This window comes from Haloechinothrix salitolerans (assembly GCF_042662605.1).
Taxonomy (GTDB): domain Bacteria; phylum Actinomycetota; class Actinomycetes; order Mycobacteriales; family Pseudonocardiaceae; genus Haloechinothrix_A; species Haloechinothrix_A salitolerans.
Genome location: NZ_JBHSXX010000001.1, coordinates 5,593,956 through 5,604,809, shown reverse-complemented (window position 1 = coordinate 5,604,809; position 10,854 = coordinate 5,593,956). Strand labels below are relative to the sequence as shown.

The following is a 10,854-nucleotide window of genomic DNA, read 5'->3' as shown; positions in this document are numbered from 1 at the left end:
ATGGACGTCCGGCTGGAACGAGACTCACTCGGCGAGCTGGAGCTGCCCGCCGACACGTACTACGGCATCCACACCGCTCGTGCCAGGGACAACTTTCCGATCAGCGGCACGCCTGTCGCGGCGCACCGGGAGCTCGTCGTCGCGCTCGCGTGGGTGAAGGCCGCCGCCGCTCGGGCCAACCGTGAACTAGGGTTGCTCGACCCGCGCGTCGCGGAGGCGATCGACAAGGTGTGCGCGGACATCGCGGACGGCTGGGGCCACGACCAGTTCACTGTTGACGTCCTGCAAGGCGGTGCCGGGACGTCGACCAACATGAACGCCAACGAGGTCATCGCGAACCGCGCGCTGGAGCTGCTGGGACACCGACCGGGCGAGTACCGGCACCTCGACCCGATCGAGCACGTCAACCTCGGCCAGTCCACCAACGACGTCTACCCGACGGCGTTGCGGCTGGCACTGCGGGTGCGGCTGGGCGAGTTGCGGAACGCGGTCTCGACATTGCGCGAGAGCCTGCTCGGCAAGGGCAAGGAGTTCGGCTCGGTGGTCAAGATGGGCCGGACGCAGTTGCAGGAGGCGGTGCCGATGACGCTGGGACGCGAGTTCGCGGCGTTTGGCCTCACCTTCCGCGACGACCTCACGCGGCTGGACCAGGTCTGCGACGCCTTGGCAGAGGTCAACCTGGGCGGCACCGCCATCGGTACCGGGCTCAACGCGCACCCGGGCTACGCGGCCGCCGCCTGCCGCCACCTCGCCGAGTTGGCGGGGATGCCGGTGCGTCCGGCGTTCGATTTGGTGGAGGCCACGCAGGACGCCGGGGCGTACGTCGAGGTGTCCGGGGTGCTGCGGCGGCTCGCGGTGAAGCTGTCGAAGCTGTGCAACGACCTGCGGCTGCTGGCGTCCGGCCCGGTCAGCGGGTTCGGCGAGATCACGCTGCCCGCGCGGCAGAGCGGGTCGAGCATCATGCCGGGCAAGGTCAACCCGGTGATCCCGGAGGTGATGAACCAGATCGCGTTCGACGTCGTCGGCGCCGACGTCACGGTAACGATGGCGGCCGAGGCGGGGCAGTTGCAGCTCAACGCCTTCCTGCCGGTGATCGCGCATCGACTGCTGAGCGGTTGTGCACACCTGGCGGCAGGGTGTCGCGTGCTGGACAAGCGGTGCGTGCGGGGCATCCGCGCCAACGCCGACCGGTTGGCCGAGACCGTGGCTCGCTCGCCGGGAGTCGTCACGGCGCTGAGCCCCGCCCTCGGCTACGCCGAGTGCGCCCGAATCGCGCAGGAAGCCGCCACGTCCGGCCGCACGGTGACCGACATCGTGTCCGAACGAGGTCTCCTCGCCCCGGACCACGTAGCCGAGCTCCTGGCCGCCGCGAGCACCGCGATCTAGCGGCGCTACGACTTCGTGAGCTGGCTGACCCGCTGGGGCGACACGCCGAGCACCACGGCGACGTCCGCGCCAGACATTCCTGCCGCTTTCAAGTCGCGAGCGACCTTGCGGGTTTGGCTAGCTGCCTCGTCGCGGGCCTGTTCCGCGCGGCGGGTGGCTTCTCGTGCTGCCTCGGCCTCGCTCGCCAGGTTGCCGTCCAGCTCAGGGCTGATCACGATGTCCGCCGTATCCGCGTCGGCCACGTCGTCCAGGGTGAGATAACTGCGCACCGCCTTTTCGGCGCTGGCCAGGGTGCGGCTCTGGGTTACGCCGACACCGTCGATGTGGAGCTCCCAACCAAGCGGCCATCGCTTAGCGAGAACCTGGTATGTCACTGCAACCACCCCTCCGGCAAACAGCTCAGGCGCTTGATGGTCGATCTGACCACGCCTGGCGAGATCGTCTGGTGACGAGGAAGGTTCGTCGAGTGTTGTCCACACGGGCAACGCCACTTGGTGTGAATGCCGTCATCGGACTTGACTCGATAACCATGCCGTAGCAGCGCACGCTCCATGTCGCGTAGCTTCATCGCCTTAACCACGAACTGTACCTCAAGGGTCCCTAGACGTCAACGTAAAGGGACGCTTGATGTTGCTGGTGCGCCCCAACCTATCGTCGCGGTGACTGCGGCTGGCTGAGGTTTCCTGGCGTGCGATTGAGGCGGTATGTCCGTTATGCGGAGCAATTGCGGTGCCAGTGGTACCACTGGCGGGTTGCCCGCGACTATGACCGCTGCACGCGGGCGTCCCGGTGGGCGGCCATCCGCACTGGGGCGTTGACCGCGCCGTAGCCGGTGTAGCCGTCGACGCGCTGCACCACCTCGAAGAACACCCGGGAGCCGAGCAGTTCCGTATGGCAATGGAAGTACTCGCCGCGCTGGTCGCCGTGTCGCACGATCTCCCACGAGCGTTGCCACGTGTTGACGTGCCGCCCCCAGGCCAGCGCCTCATACGCGATCCGTATCCCATGCTCGGCCGCCTCGCTGGCGAGCTGGTGGAGTTGTTCGGCGGCGAGGTCGTCGTCGTCGACGGCGTCCGGGGACACCGACGAGCACACCAGCACGGTGTCGGCACCGAGGCGGCGCATCAGCTCGAACTTGTGCCGCGCCCGTCGGAGGTTCCGCTCCAGCTGCTCAGGTGAGACCGCCTCGAAGTCGCGGAACGGCTGGTACAGGTCGATCGACAGCCCTAGGTACTCGCAGCGCTCGCGCACCCGCTCCGGTGCCAGCGGTGACGCGATGAGGTCGCCGGTCTTGGTCGCGTCAGCGACCGCCTGGGTGGCCCGCAACGTCGCCAGCCCTTCTCGCCCGGTCACCAGCGGCCGTTCCGCCCCGGTGATCACCGAGCGGAAGTGGGCGAGCTGCCGCGCGAGAGGGTCGGCGCGCTCGACGTCGAGCGTCGACGTGCGCATCGGTTCCCACCACGGCGGCGAGCCGTCGGCGACCCGCAGCCGCATGGTGGGCCGGTGGACGGTTTCGTCATCGCGGCGAGCCGGATGCGTGACAAGGCGATCAAGGAACTCGCGTCGAACCATCGGCTGACGCTGGTGAGCAGGCAGGTCAGCGGGGTGCCGAGCGCTATCGTCGACCACGTCGACGGCACGCGCGGTGCACGGCGGCGCGGCGGCGGCCGACGCGACGTTCGGCAGCGGGGCCACCGCCGCGATCGCGCATAACGACCTGCTCGCCATCGGCATGCTGCGCCGTTTTGCCGAGCGCGGCGTGCGAGTGCCTGAGGACATCAGCGTCGTCGGGTACGACGACATCTTTGGCGCCGACTTCTGCTCCCCGCCGTTGACGACGCTGGCGGGCCCGTTCGAAGAGGCCGGGCGGGTCGCGGTCGACCTGCTGCTGTCGATGCGTGATCCGGTTCGCAACCACACGCCGCGCCGCGACGTCGTACTGCCCTCGCACCTGGCTATCCGGGGTTCCACCGGGCAGGCGCGCGTGCAGTGAACGACGCTGTGCCTGCGTTGGGCGCGGCGAAGGCGTCATTCACCGCGCCGGCCGTTGACGCCCCACAGACGCCGCGCTATGTTCATATGTAGAACTTTCGTACGCATAGCGAACAAGTGGAGCGCGAAATGGGGTGGCATCGTGGCTGAGCTGGCGTCGTTGTCCGACGCCGTCGCCGAGCTGGTGCACGACGGCGACGTCGTCGCCATGGAAGGGTTCACGCACCTGATTCCGGTCGCGGCGGGGCACGAGATCATCCGCCAGGGCAGGCGTGACCTGACATTGGTGCGGATGACGCCGGACATCATCTACGACCAGCTGATCGGTGCCGGTTGCGCACGCAAGCTGGTGTTTTCCTGGGGCGGCAACCCCGGCGTCGGTTCGCTGCACCGCTTCCGCGACGCCGTGCAGCACGGCTGGCCGGTGCCGCTCGAGATCGAGGAGCACAGCCACGCCGGGATGGCGAACCGCTACGTGGCGGGCGCGTCCGGGCTGCCGTTCGCGGTGCTGCGCGGGTATGTCGGCACCGATCTGCCGAACGTCACCGACACCATCAAGCCGATCACGTGCCCGTTCACCGGCGAGACCCTGACCGCGGTGCCCGCCATCAACCCGGACGTGGCGATCGTGCATGCCCAGCGCGCCGACCGGGCGGGCAACGTCCAGCTCTGGGGGCTCGTCGGCGTCCAGAAGGAGGCGGTGCTCGCCGCGCGACGCAGCCTGGTGACGGTCGAAGAGGTCGTCGACGAGCTGGAGCCGGTACCGGACGGCGTCGTGCTGCCGTCGTGGGTGGTGGACCGGGTCGCAGAAGTGCCCGGCGGCGCGCATCCGTCGTATGCGCACGGTTACTCCGAGCGCGACAACGCCTACTACGCGGCCTGGGATGCCATCAGCCGTGACCGCGCGGAGTTCGAACGCTGGGTGGAGCGGGTCAAGAGCGGAGAGGCGGTGAGGACGTGACCTCCGACTACACCTCTGACGAGATGATGTCCGTCGCCGCGGCGCGCGCCCTGTCCGGTGGGCAGCGGTGCTTTGTCGGCATCGGCCTGCCGTCGACCGCGGCGAACGTCGCACGCCGCACCCACGCGCCCGACCTGGTGTTGATCTACGAGTCCGGCGCCCTTGGCGCCAAACCGGACTGGCTGCCCGCCTCCATCGGCGACGGCATCCTCGCCGAGACCGCCGACGCGGTGATCAGCGTGCCCGAGGTGTTCAACTACTGGCTGCAGCCGGGCCGGATCGACGTCGGCTTCCTCGGCGCGGCGCAGTTGGACAGGTTCGGCAACATCAACACCACGGTGATCGGTGACGACTACGCCACCCCGAAGGTCAGACTGCCCGGCGCGGGTGGCGCGCCGGAGATCGCCGCCAACTGCCACGAGGTGTACGTCGTGGTGCGGCAGAGCAAGCGCAGTTTCGTGGACAAGGTCGACTTCGTGACGTCGTTCGGCCACGGCAGGGGTAACGGTGACCGGCAACGACTCGGCCTGCGCGGGGCCGGTCCGACGCTGGTGATCACCGACCTCGGCGTGTTCCGGCCCGATCCCGATACCCACGAGCTGGTCTTGACGGCCGTGCACCCCGGCGTGACGGTGGACCAGGTGCGGGAGGCGACCGGATGGGAACTGCGCATCGCCGCCGAATTGGACACCACGCCCGCCCCCACATCCGACGAGCTCGCGGTGCTGCGGGCACTGAAGGAGGCCTCCAAGTGACTGACGTCTATATCCTGGACGGGCTGCGCACGCCGTTCGGCCGCTACGGCGGCGCGCTGGCTGGCGTGCGACCGGACGATCTCGGCGCGCATGTGCTGCGTGCGCTGACCGAGCGCACCGGTTTCGACCCGGGGGACGTCGATGAGGTCGTCTTCGGTGACGCGAACCAGGCCGGTGAGGACAACCGCAACGTCGCACGCATGGCCGCGCTGCTCGCGGGCTGGCCGACGTCGGTGCCGGGCACCACGGTGAACCGGCTGTGCGGGTCGAGCATGGACGCCGTCATGCACGCCTCCCGCACCATCGCGGTCGGGGACGCCTCGCTGGCCGTCGCCGGTGGCGTCGAATCGATGAGCCGCGCACCGTGGGTGTTGCTCAAGCCCGCCAAGGGATTCCCGGCCGGCCCGGAGACGCTGCACTCGACCACGCTCGGCTGGCGCATGGTCAACCCGGACATGCCCGAGCAGTGGACCGTCTCGCTCGGCGAGGGTACCGAGATCATCGCGGACAAGTATCAGATCTCGCGCGAGCGGCAGGACGCGTTCGCGTTGCGCAGCCACCAACTCGCCGCGAAGGCGTGGGACAACGGCTTCTACGACGACCACGTCGTCGCGGTGCCAGGCACCGAGCTCACCAGGGACGAGGGCATCCGTCCCGACACCACGCCGGACAAGCTCGCCAAGCTGAAGCCCGTGTTCCGTCCACAGGGGACGGTCACGGCAGGCAACGCGTCACCGCTCAACGACGGCGCGTCCGCGCTGCTGCTGGGCGACCAGCCCACCGCGGATCGGCTCGGCGTCACGCCGTTGGCGCGGATCGCGGGCAGGGGAGCGGCCGGTGTCGAGCCGCACGAGTTCGGCATTGGGCCGGTCCAGGCCGCGGCGACCGCGTTGCGCCGCGCGGGCATTGGCTGGTCGGACCTGACGGCAGTCGAGTTGAACGAGGCGTTCGCCGCGCAGTCGTTGGCGTGCCTCGCGGACTGGCCCGAGCTGGACCCGGAGATCGTCAACGTCAACGGCGGCGCGATCGCCATCGGCCACCCGCTCGGCGCGTCCGGCGGCCGCGTGATCACGCAACTGGCCCGGGAGCTGCGACGTCGCGGTGGCGGCTGGGGCCTCGCGGCGCTGTGCATCGGCGTCGGGCAGGGACTCGCGGTCGTGTTGGAGGTGTGATGACGACCCAAGAGAAGCTCGTGGGATATCGGCGGGACACGAAGAGCCATCCGCCCCTCGACTCGCCGGGCTACCGCTCCACTGCGCTGCGGCACCCGACGCAGCCGCTCACGTTGCTGCCGCACCGGCTCACCGAGGTCACCGGGCCGCTGCTCGGACCAGGCAGGATCGGCCCGCTGGACCACGACCTCACCCGGCAGCACGCGGGCGAGCCGATCGGGCAGCGCATCATCGTCTACGGCAGGGTCCTCGACGCCGATGGCCGCCCGATCCCGGACTCGCTGGTCGAGATCTGGCAGGCCAACGCGGGCGGCAGGTACCGCCACACCGGTGACCGCTGGCCGAGTCCGCTCGACCCGAACTTCGATGGTGTCGGCCGCACCCTCACCGACGCGGACGGTCGCTACGAGTTCGTCACCATCAAGCCTGGCGCCTATCCGTGGCGCAACCACGACAACGCCTGGCGGCCCGCGCACATCCACTTCTCGCTGTTCGGCCGGTCGTTCACGCAGCGGCTCGTCACCCAGATGTACTTCCCGGACGACCCGCTGTTCGGCCAGGATCCGATCTTCAACTCGGTGCCCGAGCGTGCGCGCTCCCGCCTGATCGCGCGGTTCGACCTGGACCGCACGCAGCCGGAATGGGCGCTGGCGTTCGAGTTCGACATCGTGCTGCGCGGCAGGGACGCCACCCCGCTTGAGGACCACCATGGCTGAGTTGGCGACGACGCCGTCGCAGACCGTCGGTCCCTACCTGCACATCGGGCTGACGTGGGACGACGGGCCGTACGTCGTACCGAAGGGCACGCCGGGCGCGACGTGGCTTCGCGGCAGGGTCCTCGATGGCGCCGGCGAGGTGATCACCGACGCGCTGGTCGAGACCTGGCAGGCCGATCCCAACGGCCGGTTCGACCACCCGGACGACTCGTGGGGACCAGCACCCGGCTGGCGTGGCTTCGGTCGCAGCGACACCCGTGACGGCGGCTACGCCATCCACACCGTCCTGCCCGGCGCGGTGCCGGGGCAGGCGCCGCATATCGACGTCTCGGTGTTCGCGCGCGGGCTACTGCACCGCGTCGTCACCCGCGTTTACTTCCCGGACCACGCCGATCAGCACGCCGACGACCCGGTGCTGTCATCGGTGCCAGCGAACCGGCGCGACACGCTCATCGCCACTCGGGCTGAGGACGGCTACCGCTTCGACGTGCGGATTCAGGGCGAGCGGGAGACCGTGTTCTTCGATGTCTGATGGACTGTTCGACGGCGTTCTCGCGGCCGGTCCGGTGGCCGACCTGGTCGGCGATGCTGCATGGCTGCGGGCGATGCTGGACGTCGAGGCCGCGCTCGCTCGGGCCGAGGCCGACGCCGGGCTGATCCCCGCCGCGCACGCGGAGGCCATCGCCGCGCAGTGCCGCGCGGAATTCTACGACGCGGCCGAGATCGGCACCGCGGCCACCGAGGTTGGCAATCCGGCGGCACCACTGGTGCGCGCGCTCACGGAACGTGTTGGTGGGGAAGCCGCCGGGTTCGTCCACTTCGGAGCGACAAGTCAGGACGTCGTGGACACCGCCGCGATGCTGATCGCCCGGGACGCGGTCGCGGCGCTGGCCGAGGACGTCGAGGCGTGCGGTGATCATCTAGCTCGGTTGGCGAGCGCACACGTCGATGCCGTCCAACCGGGACGCACCTTGCTGCAACACGCGGTGCCCGTCACCTTTGGGCTGACCGCGGCGAATTGGCTGTCCGGAATGGATGGCGCCGCGGACCGGCTCACCACGTTGTCTGGCACGTTCGCGGTGCAGTGCGGCGGTGCCGCGGGCACCCTGGCGGCGCTGGGCGAGCATGGACCGGACGTCGTCAGACGCCTCGCGGTGCACCTCGGTCTCGCGGAACCAGCGCTGCCGTGGCACACCGAGCGTGGCAGGGTCGCCACCCTCGCGGGCGCGCTCGGCGGGGTGTCGGCGTCCGTCGCCAAGATCGCCGGTGACATCACGCTGCTGGCGCAGACCGAGGTCGCCGAGGTCGTCGAGCAAGGACCGGGCGGGTCCGGCGGGTCGTCCACGATGCCGCACAAGCGAAACCCGATAGCGGCGGTATCGGCCGCTGCCGCCGCCGCGCAGGCACCCGGCCTGGTGGCGACGCTGCTCAGCGCATCGGCCCACGAGCATCAACGGGCAGCTGGCAGCTGGCATGCCGAGTGGCGTCCGCTGCGGGAGCTGCTGCGCAGCACGGGGAGCGCGGCGCGCTGGCTGCGCACCAGCCTGGAGCGGCTGCACATAGACGTCGATCGGATGCGCGCCAATGCCGAGCTGACCGGCGGGTACGCATTAGCCGAACGAGTCACCAGCGAGCTCGTCACCGAGCATGGCGTCAGCAGGGCGAAGGCACACGACGCCGTCACGGCGCGCTGCGTGGCGGGGGAGCCGCTGGTCGACGCGCTGGCGGCGGATGAGGTGGTCGGTGCGTACCTCAGTGCGGAGCGCATCGCGGAACTGCTCGACCCGGCGAGTTATCTGGGCAGCGCCCGGGTGTTCGTGGAGCGAGCACTGCGCCAACATCACGCACGTAAGGAGGGTTGATGGAACCGCACTACGTTAGCGATGGACCCGATGACGGCACTGTCGTCGTGCTGAGCGGGTCGCTCGGCAGCGACGTGCGGATGTGGCAGCCGCAGGTCGCTCCGCTCGCTGATGCCGGATACCGGGTGGTGCGCCACGACCACCGAGGTCACGGCGGCTCCCCGGTGCCGCCCGGCCCGTACACCATGGACGACCTCGGCGGCGACGCGACCGAGTTGCTGGACGCCCTCGGTGTGGCACGGGTGCACTGGGTGGGGCTCTCGCTCGGGGGGATGCTCGGCATGTGGCTGGCCGCGCACCGCCCTGACCGGATCGCGAGTCTGACGGCCTGCTGCACGGCGGCGAAGCTCGGCCCACCGGAGATGTGGGCCGAGCGGGCGCGCATGGTGTCCGAGCACGGCACTGGCGCGGTCGCGGAAGCCGTGGTCGGCCGCTGGTTCACCCCTGAGTTCGCCGCGGCGCACCCCGATTGGATCGACTTTTACCAGCGGATGGTCGCGGCGACACCCGCGGAGGGCTACGCGGGGTGCTGCCGCGCGATCGAGCGGATGGACCTGCTCGATGCCCTGGGCACCATCACCGCACCGACGCTGGTCATCTCGGGCGCCAAGGATCAAGCGACCCCGCCGGAGCATGGCCAGCGCATCGCCGACGGCGTGCCAGGCGCGCGGTTCGAGGTGATCGACGACGCCGCGCACCTCGGCAGTGCTGAGCGGCCGGAGGCGGTGACGTCGTTGCTGCTCGACCACCTCAAGGAGGCATCGTGACCGACTCGTATGCCGACGGCATGGCGGTACGTCGCGAGGTGCTCGGCGATGAGCACGTCGATCGCGCGATCGCGGGCACCACCGAGTTCACGCGCCCGTTCCAGGACTACATCACCCGCGCCGCCTGGGGCGCGGTGTGGGGTCGTGATGGGTTGGACCGCAGGACGCGAAGCTGCATCACACTCGCGGTACTGACGGCGCTTGGGTGCGAGAACGAGTTGGCGATGCATGTGCGGGCCGCGGTGAGCAACGGCCTGAGTGCGGACGAGATCAGTGAGGTCCTGTTGCAGACCGGCGTCTATGCCGGGGTACCCAGGGCGAACGCCGCGTTCGCCATCGCCAAGCGCACGCTCGCCGAACTGGGCGATCCGACCGCCAGTTAGGCTCGCGTGGTCATGGGTGTGGCTGCCAGCGGTGGATCTGGTGCAGGAAGGAGTGAGCGATGACTGACACCGAGTCCGAGCGCGGCGTGCATTTCGTGCAGTCTCTCGCTCGCGGGCTCGCGGTGATCCGCGCCTTCCACGCCGATGCGCCGCAACTGACGCTGTCCGACGTCGCGAAGTCGACAGGACTGACCCGGGCCGCCGCCCGGCGTTTCCTGCTCACCCTCGCGGACCTGGGATACGTGCGCACCGACGGCAAGCACTTCTCGCTCACGCCGAGGGTGCTCGAACTCGGCTACGCGGTGCTGTCGAGCATGACGTTGCCCGAGGTGGCGCAGCCGCACCTGGAACGGCTCTCCGCTGAGGTGGGCGAGTCCAGTTCGGTGTCCGTGTTGGACGGTACCGACGTCGTCTACGTCGCACGGTTCGCGGTGTCCCGAATCATGACCGTCAGCATTACGGTCGGGACCCGTTTTCCCGCGTACGCGACGTCGATGGGCCACGTCCTGCTCGCCGGTCTCGACGACGATGCGTTCGAGTCCTACCTGACAGAGGCCAGACTGGAGCCGTTGACGTCGCAGACCATTACCTCGCCGGAGCGGCTGCGCGATGAGGTGGCGCGGGTGCGCCAGCAAGGCTGGGCGCTGGTGGACCAGGAACTGGAGGAGGGCTTGCGGTCGATCGCGGCACCACTGCGGGACCGGTCGGGAGCGGTTGTCGCCGCCGTCAACGTCTCCACCCACGCCAGCAGGACCGGCGTCGACGCGCTCCGCCGCGACATGTTGCCCGCGTTGCTGGCTGCCTGCGAACGGATCGAGAAGGACCTCGCCGCGGCGGGATGATTCCCCGGCCCCGCGGTC

General features: G+C 69.7%; 13 protein-coding genes and 1 pseudogene. 11 read left to right on the top strand and 3 right to left on the bottom strand.

The annotated features are described in order from the left end of the window. Positions 1–1,386: an aspartate ammonia-lyase gene (locus ACFQGD_RS26715; protein ID WP_345405161.1), complete on the top strand. Its 1,386-nt coding sequence runs from the start codon at positions 1–3 to the stop codon at positions 1,384–1,386. A 5-nt stretch (positions 1,387–1,391) separates the two neighbouring features. Here the strand turns inward: ACFQGD_RS26715 and ACFQGD_RS26710 are convergent, their stop codons facing one another. The 3 genes and pseudogenes from ACFQGD_RS26710 to ACFQGD_RS26700 form a co-directional block, all read right to left on the bottom strand. Beyond that, positions 1,392–1,760: a hypothetical protein gene (locus ACFQGD_RS26710; protein ID WP_345405158.1), complete on the bottom strand. Its 369-nt coding sequence runs from the start codon at positions 1,758–1,760 to the stop codon at positions 1,392–1,394. Further along, on the bottom strand, positions 1,757–1,939 hold the full coding sequence (locus ACFQGD_RS26705; RefSeq protein ID WP_345405155.1) for a type II toxin-antitoxin system HicA family toxin: 183 nt from the start codon (positions 1,937–1,939) through the stop codon (positions 1,757–1,759). The genes ACFQGD_RS26710 and ACFQGD_RS26705 overlap by 4 nt, the downstream gene beginning before the upstream one ends. A gap of 365 nt (positions 1,940–2,304) precedes the next feature. After that, positions 2,305–2,670, bottom strand: a pseudogene (locus ACFQGD_RS26700) (sugar phosphate isomerase/epimerase family protein); the annotation flags it as partial. Between the two features lie 361 nt (positions 2,671–3,031). Here ACFQGD_RS26700 and ACFQGD_RS26695 point away from each other — a divergent pair. The 10 genes from ACFQGD_RS26695 to ACFQGD_RS26650 all read left to right on the top strand — a co-directional run bounded on the left by ACFQGD_RS26695 (position 3,032) and on the right by ACFQGD_RS26650 (position 10,836). Continuing rightward, a complete protein-coding gene (locus tag ACFQGD_RS26695; RefSeq protein WP_345405152.1) occupies positions 3,032–3,379 on the top strand; it encodes a LacI family DNA-binding transcriptional regulator in 348 nt (115 codons plus the stop codon). 141 nt (positions 3,380–3,520) lie between these two features. Next, positions 3,521–4,339, top strand: coding sequence for a CoA transferase subunit A (locus tag ACFQGD_RS26690; RefSeq protein ID WP_345405149.1), 819 nt, complete (start codon positions 3,521–3,523; stop codon positions 4,337–4,339). A gap of 23 nt (positions 4,340–4,362) precedes the next feature. Next, a complete protein-coding gene (locus tag ACFQGD_RS26685; RefSeq protein WP_345405251.1) occupies positions 4,363–5,094 on the top strand; it encodes a CoA-transferase subunit beta in 732 nt (243 codons plus the stop codon). After that, positions 5,091–6,266, top strand: a complete 1,176-nt coding sequence (locus tag ACFQGD_RS26680; RefSeq protein ID WP_345405146.1) for a thiolase family protein — start codon at positions 5,091–5,093, stop codon at positions 6,264–6,266. The genes ACFQGD_RS26685 and ACFQGD_RS26680 overlap by 4 nt, the downstream gene beginning before the upstream one ends. Beyond that, positions 6,266–6,982, top strand: a complete 717-nt coding sequence (gene pcaH / locus ACFQGD_RS26675) for a protocatechuate 3,4-dioxygenase subunit beta (protein ID WP_345405143.1) — start codon at positions 6,266–6,268, stop codon at positions 6,980–6,982. Before ACFQGD_RS26680 ends, pcaH begins: the two co-directional genes overlap by 1 nt. After that, the gene (pcaG, locus tag ACFQGD_RS26670; protein WP_345405140.1) at positions 6,975–7,514 is read left to right on the top strand and encodes a protocatechuate 3,4-dioxygenase subunit alpha; all 540 of its coding nucleotides are present in this window, start codon (positions 6,975–6,977) and stop codon (positions 7,512–7,514) included. The genes pcaH and pcaG overlap by 8 nt, the downstream gene beginning before the upstream one ends. Further along, a complete protein-coding gene (gene pcaB, locus ACFQGD_RS26665; RefSeq protein ID WP_345405137.1) occupies positions 7,507–8,844 on the top strand; it encodes a 3-carboxy-cis,cis-muconate cycloisomerase in 1,338 nt (445 codons plus the stop codon). Before pcaG ends, pcaB begins: the two co-directional genes overlap by 8 nt. Then, the gene (gene pcaD / locus ACFQGD_RS26660; RefSeq protein ID WP_345405134.1) at positions 8,844–9,611 is read left to right on the top strand and encodes a 3-oxoadipate enol-lactonase; all 768 of its coding nucleotides are present in this window, start codon (positions 8,844–8,846) and stop codon (positions 9,609–9,611) included. The genes pcaB and pcaD overlap by 1 nt, the downstream gene beginning before the upstream one ends. Continuing rightward, positions 9,608–9,994 (top strand): 4-carboxymuconolactone decarboxylase, encoded by a 387-nt coding sequence (gene pcaC, locus ACFQGD_RS26655; protein ID WP_345405131.1) that lies wholly within the window; start codon positions 9,608–9,610, stop codon positions 9,992–9,994. Before pcaD ends, pcaC begins: the two co-directional genes overlap by 4 nt. 59 nt (positions 9,995–10,053) lie before the next feature. Next, a complete protein-coding gene (locus tag ACFQGD_RS26650; RefSeq protein WP_345405128.1) occupies positions 10,054–10,836 on the top strand; it encodes an IclR family transcriptional regulator in 783 nt (260 codons plus the stop codon). The last annotated feature ends 18 nt before the right edge of the window (positions 10,837–10,854 follow it).

Bases quoted from the DNA above. Each gene is read 5' to 3' on its own strand.
- ACFQGD_RS26715 (WP_345405161.1), top strand. From the start codon at position 1: ATGGACGTCCGGCTGGAACGAGACTCACTCGGCGAGCTGGAGCTGCCC.
- ACFQGD_RS26705 (WP_345405155.1), bottom strand. From the start codon at position 1,939: ATGGAGCGTGCGCTGCTACGGCATGGTTATCGAGTCAAGTCCGATGAC.
- ACFQGD_RS26685 (WP_345405251.1), top strand. From the start codon at position 4,363: ATGATGTCCGTCGCCGCGGCGCGCGCCCTGTCCGGTGGGCAGCGGTGC.
- pcaH (WP_345405143.1), top strand. From the start codon at position 6,266: ATGACGACCCAAGAGAAGCTCGTGGGATATCGGCGGGACACGAAGAGC.
- pcaG (WP_345405140.1), top strand. From the start codon at position 6,975: ATGGCTGAGTTGGCGACGACGCCGTCGCAGACCGTCGGTCCCTACCTG.
- pcaB (WP_345405137.1), top strand. From the start codon at position 7,507: ATGTCTGATGGACTGTTCGACGGCGTTCTCGCGGCCGGTCCGGTGGCC.
- pcaD (WP_345405134.1), top strand. From the start codon at position 8,844: ATGGAACCGCACTACGTTAGCGATGGACCCGATGACGGCACTGTCGTC.
- ACFQGD_RS26650 (WP_345405128.1), top strand. From the start codon at position 10,054: ATGACTGACACCGAGTCCGAGCGCGGCGTGCATTTCGTGCAGTCTCTC.